The sequence below is a fragment of the Hymenobacter jeollabukensis genome, from assembly GCF_005771675.1.
GTDB classification, from domain to species: Bacteria; Bacteroidota; Bacteroidia; order Cytophagales; family Hymenobacteraceae; genus Solirubrum; species Solirubrum jeollabukense.
The window spans coordinates 840,208-855,532 of the sequence record NZ_VAJM01000001.1 but is presented as its reverse complement, the minus strand read 5'-3'; the positions used below and the strand labels follow the sequence as shown (position 1 = coordinate 855,532).

General features: G+C 66.9%; 12 protein-coding genes. 1 reads left to right on the top strand and 11 read right to left on the bottom strand.

All coding sequences use genetic code 11. From position 1 onward, the window contains the following. Nucleotides 1-469: 469 nt before the first annotated feature. The 11 genes from FDY95_RS03690 to FDY95_RS03640 form a co-directional block, all read right to left on the bottom strand. Nucleotides 470-1,675 (bottom strand): hypothetical protein, encoded by a 1,206-nt coding sequence (locus tag FDY95_RS03690; protein ID WP_138075350.1) that lies wholly within the window; start codon nucleotides 1,673-1,675, stop codon nucleotides 470-472. Between the two features lie 22 nt (nucleotides 1,676-1,697). After that, a complete protein-coding gene (locus tag FDY95_RS03685; RefSeq protein WP_138075348.1) occupies nucleotides 1,698-2,597 on the bottom strand; it encodes an O-fucosyltransferase family protein in 900 nt (299 codons plus the stop codon). A gap of 335 nt (nucleotides 2,598-2,932) precedes the next feature. Further along, the gene (locus FDY95_RS03680) at nucleotides 2,933-3,772 is read right to left on the bottom strand and encodes a glycosyltransferase family 2 protein (RefSeq protein WP_138075346.1); all 840 of its coding nucleotides are present in this window, start codon (nucleotides 3,770-3,772) and stop codon (nucleotides 2,933-2,935) included. Between the two features lie 45 nt (nucleotides 3,773-3,817). Beyond that, entirely contained in the window at nucleotides 3,818-5,128 is a 1,311-nt protein-coding gene (locus FDY95_RS03675) for a glycosyltransferase family 4 protein (protein ID WP_138075345.1), read from the bottom strand. Then, the gene (locus FDY95_RS03670) at nucleotides 5,125-6,183 is read right to left on the bottom strand and encodes a nucleotide-diphospho-sugar transferase (protein WP_212744848.1); all 1,059 of its coding nucleotides are present in this window, start codon (nucleotides 6,181-6,183) and stop codon (nucleotides 5,125-5,127) included. Before FDY95_RS03670 ends, FDY95_RS03675 begins: the two co-directional genes overlap by 4 nt. Nucleotides 6,184-6,216: 33 nt before the next feature. Further along, nucleotides 6,217-6,885: an acyltransferase gene (locus FDY95_RS27050; RefSeq protein ID WP_138075344.1), complete on the bottom strand. Its 669-nt coding sequence runs from the start codon at nucleotides 6,883-6,885 to the stop codon at nucleotides 6,217-6,219. A 14-nt stretch (nucleotides 6,886-6,899) separates the two neighbouring features. Further along, nucleotides 6,900-8,108 (bottom strand): glycosyltransferase family 4 protein, encoded by a 1,209-nt coding sequence (locus FDY95_RS03660; protein ID WP_138075343.1) that lies wholly within the window; start codon nucleotides 8,106-8,108, stop codon nucleotides 6,900-6,902. A gap of 36 nt (nucleotides 8,109-8,144) precedes the next feature. Then, nucleotides 8,145-9,452: an O-antigen ligase family protein gene (locus FDY95_RS03655; RefSeq protein WP_138075342.1), complete on the bottom strand. Its 1,308-nt coding sequence runs from the start codon at nucleotides 9,450-9,452 to the stop codon at nucleotides 8,145-8,147. Beyond that, on the bottom strand, nucleotides 9,449-11,032 hold the full coding sequence (locus FDY95_RS03650) for a lipopolysaccharide biosynthesis protein (RefSeq protein ID WP_138075341.1): 1,584 nt from the start codon (nucleotides 11,030-11,032) through the stop codon (nucleotides 9,449-9,451). Before FDY95_RS03650 ends, FDY95_RS03655 begins: the two co-directional genes overlap by 4 nt. 76 nt (nucleotides 11,033-11,108) lie before the next feature. Then, complete coding sequence (locus FDY95_RS03645) at nucleotides 11,109-13,487, bottom strand: GumC family protein (protein WP_138075340.1); 2,379 nt, start codon at nucleotides 13,485-13,487, stop codon at nucleotides 11,109-11,111. 55 nt (nucleotides 13,488-13,542) lie between these two features. Continuing rightward, nucleotides 13,543-14,337: a polysaccharide biosynthesis/export family protein gene (locus FDY95_RS03640; protein ID WP_138075339.1), complete on the bottom strand. Its 795-nt coding sequence runs from the start codon at nucleotides 14,335-14,337 to the stop codon at nucleotides 13,543-13,545. A gap of 307 nt (nucleotides 14,338-14,644) precedes the next feature. Here FDY95_RS03640 and FDY95_RS03635 point away from each other — a divergent pair, with 307 nt between their 5' ends. After that, entirely contained in the window at nucleotides 14,645-15,322 is a 678-nt protein-coding gene (locus FDY95_RS03635; protein ID WP_138075338.1) for a response regulator, read from the top strand. Nucleotides 15,323-15,325 lie beyond the last annotated feature (3 nt).

Below are 15,325 nucleotides of genomic sequence, written 5' to 3'. Positions count from 1 at the left end.
TCCTTCTGCTCTGTTCCAACATCACTGACTTTCCAACTACTAAGGCCCCAAGGACCTTCTCACTCTCAGAGTCCAACTGCAAAAGCCATTACGAGGCAAACAGGCAAACATCCGAAGCCCATGTTCTGAGTAGTGAATTGAAATAATTCAATTTCAGTTACTGGGGTGTGTTGCAAATGTATAAAAAAATGGCAGAAGGCAATACCTCGTGTAAATTTATTGTTTTGTACTTTTATTATATATAATTGATGAAATATGTGATGTGGTAGTTGGACGGTGCCGGGAAGCGCTATTGGCCAAAACACCGCGAAAGGCACAAAAAAAGCCTCCAGCAGGAGGCTTGGCGGCATATTGAAGCAGGTAAGAGGCGCGAAGGCGCCCCGACAGAGCGCCGCCACAAAAAAAGTGAACGGTGCTGCCGGGATTCTGCTCAGACAGTCAACTTCTTACCGGGAGCAAGGGCGTTCTGCTAGCGGCGGGCCAGGGGCGGCAACGAAGCCGGCGGCTCCCCGGCATCCAGCCGAACGCCCCGGCGGCGCAGCTTCTGCTGCCACAGCTGCCACTCTTGCCGCTCGGTGGCCAGCGTGATGGGGTTCGGCAGGTGCTCGTTGTCGGTGCAGCCGGTGCAGTTGCCGCTGCTCAGGTCGTGGCGGCTGTCGGCGGGCACCGCGTAGCCCGCCTTGGCGTAGCCGATAACGTTGTGGTCGACCGAGTTGCCAAAAAACACCGTGGCCGGCTGGTGGTAAGCATTAAAGATGGACGTAGCCGCGTAGGTGGCTTTCAGGGCCTGGCCGTCGGGCAGCAGCCCGCTGGTCACCATGCGGTTGTGGTGAAAGCGGATGTGGTGGCCGGCGGCAATGTTCATGGCCGCGTTGCAGGTGCTCACAATCTGGTTGTGGGCCGCATCTACGTAGGCCGTGGTCGTCAGGGCCGATACCCCGTCGCCGTCGGTGGTGAGGCCGGTGCCGGTGTAGTGCTGGGCCGTGGCGGGGTAAGGGTAGGCGCCCTGGATGTAGTTATTATGGAAGCGAATGGGGCTGCGCGCGGTGCCCGAGGAGTTGTAGAAGTTCACCACGTCGCCGGTAGCGCACTGGTTGGGCTCGTTCACCACCTCGTTGTAGCTGATGTCTACATTGGCCACGCCGCGCACCTGGTTCAGCCCCAGAAAGCTGGCGGTGGCGTCGGCGTCGCCGTTGCGGTAGCGCCCGTCAATGTTGCGCACGCGGTTGTAGCGCACGGTGAGCGTTTGGGCGGGGCTGCCGTCGCCCACCCACTGATACACCAGGATGCCGATGGTGTGGTCGAGGTAGTTGTGCTCGACGCGCAGGCTGCGGGCTGCGGCGGCCGTCAGAAACCGGCCCCGGCTGACGTTGTCCAGGCTCGGCGTAAGGCCGTAGCCCCGGCAGTTGCGCACCACCAGCCGGGCGCCCGGCTCGGCCACAATCAGGTCGCCCGCGCCGCGCAGCTCGCAGTTTTCCAGCACCACCGGCTCGTCGGTTTTGATGCGCACGCAGGGCACGGCGGAGTTGCGGCTGGTAAACCGCCCGGTGTAGCGGCCGCCGTGGCGCACTACCAGCACATCGGCGCCGAGCAGGGCACCCGACTGGGACGAGGGTAGCAGCAGGCAGGTGCCGGGCAGCAGCAGCGAAAAGAAGTGGGCGAAGCGTAAAATCATCGGCAGCGGGAATACGCGGGCGCTAGTCGTCGGTGTAGACCTGGAAATCGGCCAGCGGCACGGGCTGATCGGGCGTTTCCAGGTGCAGCAGCGGGACTTCGCCGTAGAACGAAGCCCACATGGAGTAGGAGCTGGGCGGCCCCAGCAGGTAGTCGCAGCCAGCCAGGGCGTACATATCCTCCACGAACTGACCGGAGGCGAAATGCACCTGCAAGCCCGGGAAGGCGGCAGCGGGCGGGGCGGCTTCGGAGCAGGCCACGAGGAAGGCCACGCGCTGCCCGGCCGGAAACTGCGCCGCCACGGTCTGCATGAAGCGGGCGTAGGTGGCGTCGTCGTAGTAGTAGCGGCCGTCGAGGTAGGTGGCGTAGTCGCTGCGGCGGATGTGCACGCCCACCAGCACGTCGGCCGTGCGGCGGGCGGCGGCCAGCACTTCGGCCACGGCCGTGCGGTGCGGCTCGATGAGCTGAAACAGCTCACGGATCAGCGCGGCGTGCTTGCGCAGGTTGGGCCGGTCGCGGAAGCACCAGCCGTGGAGCAGCACCGGCCGCTGGCCGTGGGCCAGCGAGAGGTAGTCGGGCTGGTTGAGGTCGTAGCCGTGGTCGTCGTCGAGGTAGAGCAGCTCGGGCAGGGCCGGGGCGGGCAGCTGGCGCCGCAGCCGCTGCAGCGCCCCGAACACGGCCGGGCGCTGCACCATATTAAAGAGGCGCTCCAGCCACCGCTCGGAGCGGGTGCCCAGCAGCACGTTGACGCGGATGGGCAGGCCGCCGAAGTCGCCGGTGGCCGGGGCCTGGAAGTAACGGGCGTAGCCGTTGAAGCTGGGGTTGGCTAGGGCGTAGCCGTGCTCGGCGGCGTTGGCCACCAAGTGCGCGAAGAGAAATAAGCGGTTGCCCAACTGGCCGAAGCGCTTGATCAGGATAACCATCGGTGGCGAGATGGTGAAGTGGATGAAGAGGTACTGGGGTTGTCCGGTCGAACGGAACAGGCACTTAGGTCAGACGAAATCGAACGTCATGTCGAGCTTGTCGAGACATCTCGCTGGATAGTAATGTCAATCGTCAGACTGGCTACTGCCTGACGTCTGCACATGAGGCAACGCCTTCCTTCGGGTCCTCGACAGGCTCGGAATGACGTTCTATTATTGCGGTGCTGATTTCATCGTTCAACGACGCACGCGAGATGTCTCGACTTCGCTCGACATGACGGCCTGTTGTTGACGCTCTGGATTGCTCGACATGACGTTCTGTTTTGTGCTGCCAATCAGTGCAGGAAGTAGCCGCCGAGGCGGCGCACGTAGCCGTTGAGCAGAAAGGAGGGAAGCAGCAGCGGTGGGCAGTTTTTCAGGGCGAAATGCGTGAAGTTGACCAGGTTGCCCCCGCCACGGATGCCGAAGAGGTGCTGGTAATAGCCGCGCAGGCTGCGCTGCTTGCGCGTCTGTTCCTGCCCGCTTTCCTCGGGGTAAGTGAGTAGGTGCGCGTCGTAGTTCAGGTACACCGGGAAGCCGTGGCGGCGGGCCACGCTGGTGTAGTCGTAGTCGGCCAGGTAGTGGGGCAGGCGCTTCTCGTCGAAAAGGCCGATGGCGGCCACCACCTGCGCCGGGATGAGCAGGCCGCGCCCCGGCAGGTAGGTGACGGGGTGCAGGCCGCGCCGCTGGGGTGGCGTGAGCTTGCTTAGTAGATCCTCGCTGCGGTGGGTAAGCCAGCTGAACTGCTCGCCGCCGTACACCGGCTGGCCCGAGTGCACGTCCAGCTCCAGGGCGCCGAGCAGGGCGTCGGGGTAGCGCTCGGCCCAGTGCAGCATGCGGGCCACGAAGTCGGGGGCGGCCACCACGTCGTTGTTCATGGTCATCAGGCGGTCGGCGCCTTCGCCCAGGGCGCGGCGCAGCCCGGCGTTGACGCCGGCCGTCCAGAACAGCTGTCCGGTGCCGGGCACCACTATTACCTCGGGATACTCGCGGGCCAGCACCTCGGCGGTGCCGTCGGTGGAGCCGTCGTCGACGACCACCGTGCGAAACTGTTGGGTGGTCTGGCGGCGCAGGGCGTCGAGGCAGGCCCGGGTGTACGCCAGGCGGTTGAATACCGGAATGACGATATAGAGCATCGGGGAGATGGAGAGGTGGTGAACTGAGGAGAGAAGGGCGCCGCGTCAGCTGGCGGCCAGCATGGCCGGATCGGGAGCGGGCGTAGGGGCTGGCATGCGCGTGGGCAGCGGCTCCGGCTGCGGCAGGCGCAGGGGCAGCGCGGCCAGCAGGGTCCGGAAACGGGCGGCCCGGGCGGGCCAGGTCTGGGTGAGGGCGTATTCGTAGCCGGCCCGGCCCATGGCGGCGCGGCGCAGCGGGGCGGCGGCCAGCTGTTCCACGGCCCGCGCCAGGGCGGCCGAGGTGACTTCGGGCGTGGTCACCGGCACTTTAATGGCGGCCGAGTCGGGAATAAAGTCGCGGGCGCCCTGGTGGTTCAGCGTGATGATGGGCAGGCCGCAGGCCATGGCTTCGAGGAACTGCGAGGCAAACGAGTCGCGCAGGCTGCCGAAGAGGAACACGTCGTGGGCCAGCATTTCGCCCTGAATCAGCGGCCAGGGCACTTCGCCGCGCCAGGTCACGCGGTCGGTGAGGCCGTACTGCGCAATCCAGCCGGGTACCAGCGGGCCCATGGGCCCGTCGCCGATGACGGTGAGGTGAAAGCGCACCGCCGGGGCCACCTGGGCCAGGGCTTCGAGCACCAGCGGCAGGGCCTTGCGCGGGTAGAGGCGGGCCAGCCAGAGCAGGCGCAGCTCGGGGCCGGGGCGGCGCTCCACGTACTGCCGGCCGTAGAACGACTCGGGCAGGCCGGTATCGAGGAACAGCTCCACGCGCTGGGCGCCGAGGCGGCGGGCCAGGGCGGCCGTTTCGCGGTTGCCGGCCAGCACCAGCGCGGCGTGGCGCACCGTCTGGCGGGCGTTGGGGCTCAGCGTCATCAGCAGCCCGCCGATGGCGTCGCGCATGGTTTCGGTCTTGAACCAGCCGGGCATGTAGCGGCGGAAGGCCTTGGGGGCCTGCTGCCCGCCGCCGACCGGCCCGAAAATCAGCGGCTTGCCGAGGCGCCACAGCTCCGAGCCCATCTGCAGGCTGCCGTAAGTGGCGTGGTGCACCAGGTCGAAGTCGACGGCGCGGTCGAGCTGCCGGGCGCGGCGCCAGGCCATGTGCTGCCACACGAGGTAGTGCACGTACACGCCGAACTGCCAGCGGTACAGAAACTGCACCCAGGCCGCCACCGCCACATAGACGACGTGCAGGCGCTGGGCTATGGGGGCGTGGGCGTGCTCGGCCAGGTAGGAGTCGAGGTCGGCGCGCTCAAACTCGGTGGTCAGGCACCACACCTCGTGGCCTTGCTGGGCGTGTTCCCAGGCCCAATGGAAGCCGTTGCCCCCTTCGCCGCCGTGGCGCGGATTGCAGGCGTAAGCCGAAAGCAGCACGTTCATGAGCGGGCCAGCTGAATGGTGGAGGAAGCAAGCTCGGGGGCCGCCGCTGGGGCGGGCTGCGGCAAGGACGCAGTAGTCGGAGCGGCGGGCAGTGCGGGCTGCGCGGCGCCGGGCACCAGGCGGCGCAGCAGGCGCTGCAGCTGGGCCGCTACGCGCTCCAGCATGAAGGCGCGGAAGCGGCGCTGGTCGCGGGCCCGGTCGCGGAGCACGGCCGGCGGGTGCTGCAGCGGCCACTGGAGCGCGGCCGTGGGCACGTCGGCGTGGGCGTCGCCCGCGTCGAAAGTGTGGGTGGCGTCGGTGCCGAAGCCGATGTTGCGCACCAGGTTCACGGCCGGCACGATGCACAGGCCCGAGTGGGCCGCCACGGCGAAGTGCCACTGGTAGTCCCAGATATCGGGCGGGGTGGGGGCGGCGTGCAGGGCGGCAAACTTGGGCAGCCAGTAGCGCCGCTCCAGGGCCGAGGGGTAGAGTCGCCCCAGCAGGCCGCGCCGTTGTAGCTCGGGCCAGAGGCGCAGGCTGAAATCGAATAGGTGCCAGGCCCGGCGCCAGGTGGCCCAGCCCCAGCTGTTCACCTGCCCCGAGAAGTAGTAGGAGTCGGCGCCGGCGGGCAGGGGGCGCAGGGCTTCGGCGGCGAAGTTGTTGCCGCCGATGTGCATCACGCGGCTGTCGTGGCGGTAGCGGGCCAGCAGGTCCTGGCAGAACGGGAAGAACTCGGGCGCGGGCACGCAGTCGTCTTCCAGGATAATGCCCTCCGACTCGTGGCCGAAAAACCAGCTGATGGCCGTGGCCGGGGCCACGCCGCAGTTCAGATTGGTGTCGTGGTAGAGGGTGTGCAGCTCGCAGGACCAGTCGACGGCCGTGCGCACCAGCTCGCGCACCTGCTGGCACAGGACGGCATCGGTGGGGCGGTGGGCGCGGGGGCCGTCGGCGGCGACGTAGAGGCGGGCCGGCCGCACTTCCCGCAGCGCGTCGAGCACGCGCCGGGTGGGTTCGGGTCGGTTGAAGACCAGCAGCAGCACCGAAGTCGGAAACGCGGCAGTAGGTGTCGTGGTCATAGTAAGGAGTAGGCAGTCAGTGGCGGAGAAAAACTAGGCGGCGGGCGCGGCCGTCAGCGCGGCGGGCACCGCGGGCGGCGCGGCGGCCAGCGTTTCGGGGCGGGGCTCGTCGGCCCCGAGGCGGCGCACGAACCGGGCCGGGTTGCCCGACCAGATTTCGTTGGCCGGCACGTCGCGGGTGACCACGCTGCCCGCCCCGATGACGGCGTTCCGGCCGATGGTGACGCCCTTGAGAATGATGCTGTTCATGCCGATAAACACGTTGTCCTCAATGACCACCGGCCGGCTGCGGATATTATCGAAGTTGAAGCGGCGGCTGTCGGTGCCCAGCGGGTGAAAGTCGGTGTCGGCCACGAAGGCGTTGGCGCCCATCATCACCCCGTTGCCGATGCGCACCTCCGTCTGCACGCAGATGCCGCCCCCGCTGATGCCGAAGTCGTCGCCGATGGTCAGGCGGGCCTCCGGGCTCATCAGCCGAATCATCACCGGGTGGTTGACGCCGGGCTGGCTGAAAAACGAGTCGGAAATCAGCCAGGCGCCGCGCCCGATGCGGATGTTCTGCCAGTTCTCGACTTCGAGCAGCGGCAGGCCGAACACCTGCACCGCGTTGCCGAGGCGCCGGGCGTAGCGGGCGTTAAACCAGGCATTGAGCAGCAAGTGCACCGCCTTGCGGACGCCCCAGATGCGAAACAGTGGATTCATGGCGGAGAGGGAGGTTAAGCGTAAGCGAGGGGGCGGGGCGTCGTCTGGTCGGCCAGCGGGTCGGCGTGGGCCTGCTGCACCGCGCGGTAAATGGCCAGGGTGCGCTCCAGAATGGTGGCTGGGTCGTGGCGGCGGCGGGCCACGACTTGGGCCTCGGCGGCCAGGCGCTCGGCCAGGCCGGGCTCCTGCAGCAGGCGCAATACCTGGGTGGCCAGATGTTCCGGGTTGAGGTCGGAGAGCAGGCCGGTGTGCTCGTGCTCGATCAGCGAGCTGACGCCGCCCACGTCGGAGGCCACCACCGGCAGGCCGGCCACCTGGGCCTCGCACACGCTGTTGGGGCTGTTGTCGATGTAGGAGGGATGCAGCAGGCAGCACGACTGACCGAACAGCTTCAGCAGCTCGGCCGTGCTCTGGTAGCCCCGGCACTCCACGTCGACGGGGTCCACGTGGCGCAGGCCGGCCTGCCGGATGTACTGCGCCACCTCCTCGGCATGCGAGTCGCCCACCAGCACCAGGCGGGCGGGCCGCTGCTGGCGCACCAGGTCGAAAGCCTGCAGGGCCTCGCGGAAGCCCTTCATGCGCTGGGTGCCGCCCATAAACAGGATCTGGGGCGTGGCGGGGTTGCGGGCCGGGCGCTCGGCCCGGAAAAACTCCGGCCGCAGCATTTCCCAGTTGTGGTGAATGCGCGCCCCCGGGCTCAGGCGCGTGATGCAGGCCTTGTCCCAGTGCGTGCGGCAGGAAAAGTCGTGGATGCGGGGCAGGTGCTGCCGCTCGTAGTAGCTGGCCAGCGTCCAGAGGGCCCGGCGCATGGTCAGCCACTCGGGCAGCAGCTTCAGGCACTCCGATACCAGCCCCTGCACCGACAACAGCACCGGCACCTCGAGCCCGGCCACGGCGGCCTGGTACTGCAGCTCGGAGCCGTGCACGTGAATGAGGTCGTAGCGCTGGGCGTGGCGGCGCAGGTAAGCAGCCGTGCGCGCAATGCGCTGGGTGTAGAGCGTGAGGATGTCGGCCCGGTTGCGCGGGGCGCGCACGAAGATGAAGCGCAGGCCCTGGTGCTCAAACTCTTCCACCGAGGCGGTCTGCTGCTCATCCCAGTTCAGGATGGTCAGCTCGACATCGGGCTGGGTGCCGAGGGCGCGGGCCAGGGAGGTGAGCCAGGGGGCGGGGTGCGTGGTGCTCCGGTGCGGATGGGGGAACGGGGCCAGCCAGAGGATGCGCATACAATAGGGGAGAGAAGTGGAGCAGGCGGGTCGGCGTCAGTAGGTAAGCGCCGGCGGGGCCGGCTCCGGAGAAGGAAAGGGGCGGGCTGCGGGCCGCTTCCGGGCCGCAACGGCCACCGCCGCGGCCGCCGGCACCGGCGCCGAGTCCTGCACGCCAGCCAGCATCAGGCCCACCAGCGCGTAGTAGTAGGCCGGCCAGTCGTAGGAAATGGCGTACACCACCAGCGTGGCGCAGCAAGCCATCAGCGCGGCCGTGGTGGCCGGGATGGGCCCCGGCTGCAGCAGGCGCTTCGCCACCACGTAAATCGGCATCAGCAGCACCAGCAGCACGCCCACGATGCCGAAGTAGAACAGGCGGTCGAGGTAGAAGCTGTGGAAGTGGTGGCCGGTGAAATTTTCCCAGACAGGGGCGTCGGTGTCGTCGCTGTAGAACTGCACCGGCAGCTCGAAGCCGTCGAGGCGCCAGCCCAGCACGGGCCGCTCGCGCAGCACGGGCTCGTAGGCTTCGTACTGCTTCATGCGCCAGCTGCCGGTGCCCTGCTTGTCGGGGTTCTGAATATCCTCGATGCTGGCTTCCAGGCGCTTGATAACGTTGGGATTGTCGATGATGGCCGCCACGCCGCCCACGCCGCCCACCAGCACCGGCAGCAGGCCCAGGATCAGCAGGCGCTGCGCCGAAAACCGCACGCCCGACACCCGGCGCAGCAGCAGCAGGTTCAGCGGCAGGGCCACGGCCGTGCTCACCCACACCGTGCGGTGCTGCAGGAACACAATCATGGCCATGCAGCCGAAAAACAGGCAGACGTGCAGCAGGTGGCCGCGCTGCAAAAACCAGTTCAGGTTCAGCAAACCCACCACCAGAAACAGGTAAGCCGAGGTGGTGACGAAGCCCCGCTCGTTGTTCAGAAAGGCGTTGAGCGAGAGGGAGTCACTGTTGAAGAAGGCCAGGTTGATGCCCAGGCCCAGCAAAATCAGGAACACCAGCGGGCCGAAGGGCGGCTGGCCCACGCGCCGGTAATAGGAGTAGGCCCCGAACACGTGCAGCAGCACCGTGAGCTTGCCAAACACGTGCGGGTACACCATCCACGAGCCCCAGCCCTGGTACGACTCCAGCGCCAGCAGGCTCAGCGCCGTCAGCACCGCGAAAAACCAGCGCCGCATGCCCACCGACATGTAGCGCAGGTTCAGCAGGCTGATTGCCAGTGAGAAGCCCACCAGCAGGTAGTGGTAGCGGCCCAGCAGTGGGTCGTCTTCGTGCGCGAAAAACAGCTGGTTGAAGCCCCGATCGGTGACGAGGATGGCCACGAACACGCCGAGCACCAGGAAGCGGAGGTTGATTTTCATGGCACCAGTACGCTAGCAGTGGAATCGGAAACGCGGGCTTCGACCGTCAGCTCGTGGCGGCGCAGCCAGCTTTGCAGGCCGGCCGTGCCCGGCACTTCCAAGTGGCCCAGGTGCCGGGCCACTTCGGTGTGCAGCTCGCGCAGCGGCAGCAGCAGGGCCAGCCCGGCCAGGCTCACCGCCCCGGCGCCCAGCTCGGCCGCGAAGCGCAGGGCCAGCGGCCATTGCGCCTGCAGGCCCAGCCAGGCCACCGCGGCTATGCTCAGGCCCACGCCCGCGCTCAGCACCACGGCCGGCCCGTAGCAGGCCAGCACCCGCAGCGGGGCCACGTCGAGCACCCGGCGCATCAGCAGCACGTAAAAGACGGTGCGCAGCACCTCGCCCAGCAGCACGCCCGCCGCCACGCCCAGCAGCCCGAAGCCCCGCAGCAGCCAGAACAGCCCCAGCAGGGCCCCGGCGTGGGCCAGCGTCAGCCAGAACTTGCGGCTGAGCGTGGCCGTAGCGTCGGCCACGGTGGCGGCAAACATGTTCATCATGCTCAGGGCAAACACCCCGCACACCAGCCGAAATACCGGTACCGCCTCCAGCCACTTCGCACCCAGCATCACGCGCACCACTTCGGGCGCGGCAGCGGCGGCCCCCAGGCAAATCGGCGGAATCACGCTGCCGATGAGCACCAGGCTGCGCAGGTAGGCCGCCCGCAGCCGGGGCCGGTCGTGCTGCACCTGGCTGAAGGAGGGCAGCGCCACCCGCGCCACGCTGGAGGAGAGGGTGTAAATCGGCAGGCCAATGAGCATCCAGGCGCGGGAGTAGAGGCCCACGGCGGCGGCGCCCCACAGGCGGCTGATGCTGAGCTTGTCCAGCTCGCCAGTCATGTACTCACAGAAGCTGATAACCGACGACCAGCCCCCGTAATGCACCAGCGGCCGGTAGGTGGCCCAGTCGAACAGCGGCCGGATGCTGTGGCGGGTGGCGGCGTAGGCCAGCACCATCAGCACGGCGGCCTGGGCCAGCTGCGCCCCCACCAGGCTCCAGACGCCGTAGCCGCGCCAGGCCAGTACGATGCCCACGCCCGCGTAGCCCACCAGAAAGGCCGTCACCTCCACCGTGGCCAGGGTGCGGAAGCGCATCTGCCGGCGCAGCAGGCTGATGGCGGTGGAATACAGCCCCACCAGCATCAGGCCGCCGGACAGGGCCCGCACCACCGGCACCACGGCCGGTTGCTCCAGCAGGTGCCCGCCCACCGGGGCCAGTAGCAGCAGCAGCCCGCCAAACACCACGCTCAGCCCCACCGAGGAGGTAAAGGCGGCGCGCACGTCGCGCTGGGTCAGCTCGGCTTTCTGGATGATGGCCTGCTCCATGCCCATCTGGGCGAAGTAGGAGCCGAAGCGCAGCAGGATACCGGCCAGCGCCACCAGCCCGAAAGCCTCCGGCGAGAGCAGCCGCGCCATCACGGCGGTGTAGCCCACCTGCAGCACGGACGTGGTCAGGGTGGCCGCGGTGGTCCATTTCACGCCGTGGACGGCGGCCTTGGTCAGGCTTTGGGTTTCGTCGACGGGGGCTGTGGTAGGGGAGGGAGCCATACGCGCGGGAGAAGAGGTGGAAACAAGGCGCGGCGGTGGGAGGCAGGTAGCGGAGCGAGTCTGAGCGGGCCGGTGCCTAGCTGTAACCGTAGGCGTAGGCGTTTTTCTTGTAGCGGTACTCGTAGGTCTTGCTGAAGTGCATGTCGTTGATAATCATGTACACGTGCTTGATCTTGCCCTCCGCGTACAGCTCGTTGATCTGCGCGATGAGCGAGCGGTCGGTGTAGTTTTGGCGCACCACGTAGATGTTGGCGTCGAGGTAGCGCAGCAGCACGAAGTACTCCGACACGTAGCCCACCGGCGGGGTGTCGAGCAGCACGTAGTCGTATTCGGCGCGCAGCTGCTCCAGCAGGCCGGCCATGCGCGGGCTTTCCAGCAGCTCCGTCGGGTTGGGCGGAATGGCCCCGCAGATCAGCACGTCGAGGTTGGGAATGCCCGAGGCGCGCAGGCAGCGGCCCAGCGGCTCCAGGTTGGCCAGGTAGGCGGCCAGGCCGGGCGCGTCGCGGTCCAGGTCGAAGTAGCTGGCCACGGTGGGGCGGCGTAGGTCGGTTTCCACCAGGGCCACGCGGCGGCCCGAGTGGGCCAGCTCGGCGGCCAGGTTCACCGCGCAGAAGCTTTTGCCTTCGCCCGGCACCGAGGACGTGACGCCCAACACCTTCTTGTCCAGCCCCGCCGAGAGGTACTGCAGGTTCACCCGAATGGAGCGGAACGACTCGGCAATCGGCCCTTTGGGGTTGCGCAGCATGTCGGCGCGCTCCTGCTTGTTGCCGTGGGCCACCACGCCCAGCATCGGAATGTCCGTCACGCGCACCAGGTCTTCCTTGCTCTGAATGCGGCGGTTGGCCTTGTCCAGCAGCAGGGCCAGGCCCAGCGGCCCCATCAGCCCGACGAGCATGGCCACCAGGCCCACAAACATCGGCCGGGGGGCCGAGGGGCCCGCGCTGCTCATGGCCGCCGCGTCGATAACCTTCTTGTCCGTCGAGTTGGTGGCCAGCGTGATGGCGGCTTCGGCCCGCTTCTCCACCAGGAAGTTGTAGTTCTTGTCGTTGAAGTCCGACTTGCCCTTGAGCACGGCCAGCTCCCGCTCGTTTTCGGGCATGCGGCTCATGTCGGCCCGCACCCGGCCCAACTGCCCGCCCATGTCGGCCAGCTGAATGTCCATGTTGTGAATCATGCTGGCCAGGTTCTGCTCCAGCGACGACTTGGTGGTGCGGATGCGCTCATCGAGCACCGTCACCAGCGGGTTGTTCACGCTGGCATTCACCACCAGCCCGGCTTTCTGGTTCGAGAGGTCGGCCAGCTGCAGAATCAGGCTGCTGAGCACCCCGTCGGGCACGCCCGCGGCGGCGGCGGCCGTCACGGTACGGTCGGCGCGCAGCTGCCCGAGCAGGTTCTGGTAGTAGCTGCGCTGCGAGGTGAGGCGGCTGCGCTCCAGCTCCAGCCCGGCGGCCTGCTGAATGCCCGCCGTCGACTGCGCATTCACGTCGACCACGCCGCGCGTGGCCCGGAACGTGCTCAGCGCCGCCGCCGACTGCTGCCGGGCCTGGCTGAGCTTCTTGATTTCGTTATCGAGGAAGGCCACGGTTTTCTGGCCCGTCAGGTTTTTCTCGCGCAGGTCTTCGGCAATGAACACGCTCATCAAGGTGTCCAGAAACTGCTTTTCCTTGGCGGGCACCGTTCCCTTGGTCGTCAGCTCGATGATGCGTGACTCGTGGTCGACGGAGCGCACCTGCAGGCGGCCCTGGTAGTCGCCGGCCACGCTGCCCAGGTCGTTGAGGGTGAAGTAGTACCGCTCGTGCGGGTCGGGTGTCACGCCGGGTTCGGGCTCGATGGTGAGGCTGAGCAGCGGGTGCTGCAGCGGCTCGCCGGCCCGCACGGTCTGGTCCACGTTCACGTCGAGCACCTCGCGCACCAGCTCGCCGGTGGGCAGGCTGGTGAGCTGACCCTGCTTGGCCTGGGCCGTGAGGCGGTACTTGCCACCGGGCAGGGGCTGCACCTGCACGCGCAGGCCGCTGAGCTGGGCTGCCGCCTGGTCGGGCACCACCCGGAAGGGCACCGAGCCAGACGCCCGTTCCCGCACCTGCAGCAGGCGCACCTTGTTTAGCCAGTTGTTGGGGGCGGCGTAGTAGCTCACCTGGAAGCCGGGCAGGCGCTGCACCACCTGGCGCACCATGCCGGCCGAGCTGATCAGCCCGATTTCGTCCTCCATCTTGATGCCCCGGTCCTTGACTTCCAGCAGGTTTAGCAGCTCCTGGGCCCGCTTCGAGCCCGAGCTCTGGTTGCCCAGCAGCATGGTGGCTCGGAAGTCGTACACCGGCGCCTTGGTCTGCAGGTACAGCCAGGCACAGGCCCCGGCCAGCAGCAGCCCGGTCAGAAACAGGGGCCAGCGGGCCCGCAACTTGAAAAACAGCAGGTGAAGATCAAGCTCGTCGGTTGCAGCGGTGCGTGGTTCCATAGCCGGGGCAGATTTACGGGGGCGGCCGGACGGCGCGGAGCGCGTCCGGCCGCCGCTAATTGGTTATCTTGATGTAGTTCAGAATCAGCACCAGCGCCGAGATGCCCGAGAAAACCAGGGCCAGATTACCCGCGTTGGCGCGGCGGGTGCGGGCCACCAGCGGCTCCACGTAGATGGCATCGTTGGGCAGCAGGTAGAAGTTGGGCGAAGCGAGCAGGGCCGGGTCGGTCAAATCCAGCAGCACCACCTCGTTGCCCTGGGGCGTGGGCCGGATCAGCTTTATGTTCTGGCGGTTGCCGTACTCGGTCAGGTCGCCGGCCAGGCCCAGGGCCTCCAACACGGTGGCCTGCCCATTGTACACGAAGTAGCGACCGGGCGTGCGCACTTCCCCGAGCACGGTTATCTTGAAGGAGAGCAGCTTCACCAGCACGTTGGCGTCGCGCACGTAGCGGCTCACCTGCTGCTGCACCAGCGCCTGCGCCTCGTCGACGGTGAGGCCCTGCACCTTGATCTTGCCCACCGTGGGCAGGTTGATGGTGCCGTTGGCGTCCACGTTGTAGCCGGCCAGAAACATGTTGCCCGGGTCGCCGGCCATCACGCTGCGCGTGTCCGTCACGTTGAACATCTCGTTCAGGGCGGGCTGCACGCTCTGCACGCGCACCGACAGCACGTCGTTGGGCTGCAGGCGGTAGGGCTGGGGGGCATTGGCTACGGCCACGGGGGCACGGGTGGAGTACTGCGGGCTTTGCAAGTAGGGCAGCTTGCGCTGCGAGATGCAGCCTCCGAGCCATAACAGCAAGAGGCACAGCACCGCCAGTGGCGGGCGGTTGATCCGGAAAGGGTAAGCCATGGTGGTGGTGGAGTTGGCTTAATTACAAATAGGCTGCTGAGGAGCGGGCAACCCGTGGCGCGGATGCCTGCCCGAAGAAGCCTAACAGCGCAAGAAGGGTTGAAGAGTCATGTTGATGTAATTTTTCCTTAAACATATAGGACTTAAATCTAAGAGTCAAGTTATTTTTTACTTATTCCATTAATAATTTGTAATAGTTTTTGTTGTAACTCCCCTCGTAGCGTAGTATTAAAGACGCATTAAAGTGGACGAGGTGCGCCCAAAGCGCCGGCAACCGCCTACCTTCGACCGCGTATTCATTGCGCGTATGAAGATTCTCCTGGTTGAAGACGAGCCCAAAGTGGCGGCCTTTCTGCAAAAAGGCCTGAGCGAACAAACCCACGCCGTCGACGTGGCGGCCGATGGGCTGCTGGGCCTGCGGCAAGCCCTATCCACCTCCTACGACCTGATCATTCTCGATCAGCTGCTGCCGGGCCTGAGCGGGCTGGAAGTGTGCCGGCAGGTGCGCGCCCACAACCCCGCCGTGCCCATCCTGATGCTCACGGCCCTGGGCGAGACGGACGATAAAATCCGCGGCCTCGACGCCGGCGCCGACGACTACCTCGTCAAGCCCTTCGCGTTTCAGGAGCTGCTGGCCCGCATCCGGGCGCTGGCCCGGCGGCGGCAGGAGCAGCCCGCCCAGCCCCAGCTGCGCCTGGCCGACCTCACCCTCGACCCCGTCAGCAAGGTGGTGACGCGCGCGGGCCAGCCCGTGCAGCTCACCGCCCGCGAGTTTGCCCTGCTCCACTACCTGCTGCGCAACCAGGGCCGCGTCGTCTCCCGCGTCGACATCCTGGAGCATGTCTGGGAAACCTCCTTCGACACCGGCTCCAACGTCATCGACGTGTACATCAACTTCCTGCGCAAGAAAATCGACAAGGACTTCACGCCCAAGCTCATTCACACCCTGGTGGGCATGGGTTACGTAGCCAAAGTCAATGAATGAGGT

Coding starts and splice junctions, on each gene's coding strand:
- FDY95_RS03690 (WP_138075350.1), bottom strand. CDS start 1,675: ATGATTTTACGCTTCGCCCACTTCTTTTCGCTGCTGCTGCCCGGCACC.
- FDY95_RS03685 (WP_138075348.1), bottom strand. CDS start 2,597: ATGGTTATCCTGATCAAGCGCTTCGGCCAGTTGGGCAACCGCTTATTT.
- FDY95_RS03680 (WP_138075346.1), bottom strand. CDS start 3,772: ATGCTCTATATCGTCATTCCGGTATTCAACCGCCTGGCGTACACCCGG.
- FDY95_RS03675 (WP_138075345.1), bottom strand. CDS start 5,128: ATGAACGTGCTGCTTTCGGCTTACGCCTGCAATCCGCGCCACGGCGGC.
- FDY95_RS03670 (WP_212744848.1), bottom strand. CDS start 6,183: ATGACCACGACACCTACTGCCGCGTTTCCGACTTCGGTGCTGCTGCTG.
- FDY95_RS27050 (WP_138075344.1), bottom strand. CDS start 6,885: ATGAATCCACTGTTTCGCATCTGGGGCGTCCGCAAGGCGGTGCACTTG.
- FDY95_RS03660 (WP_138075343.1), bottom strand. CDS start 8,108: ATGCGCATCCTCTGGCTGGCCCCGTTCCCCCATCCGCACCGGAGCACC.
- FDY95_RS03655 (WP_138075342.1), bottom strand. CDS start 9,452: ATGAAAATCAACCTCCGCTTCCTGGTGCTCGGCGTGTTCGTGGCCATC.
- FDY95_RS03650 (WP_138075341.1), bottom strand. CDS start 11,032: ATGGCTCCCTCCCCTACCACAGCCCCCGTCGACGAAACCCAAAGCCTG.
- FDY95_RS03645 (WP_138075340.1), bottom strand. CDS start 13,487: ATGGAACCACGCACCGCTGCAACCGACGAGCTTGATCTTCACCTGCTG.
- FDY95_RS03640 (WP_138075339.1), bottom strand. CDS start 14,337: ATGGCTTACCCTTTCCGGATCAACCGCCCGCCACTGGCGGTGCTGTGC.
- FDY95_RS03635 (WP_138075338.1), top strand. CDS start 14,645: ATGAAGATTCTCCTGGTTGAAGACGAGCCCAAAGTGGCGGCCTTTCTG.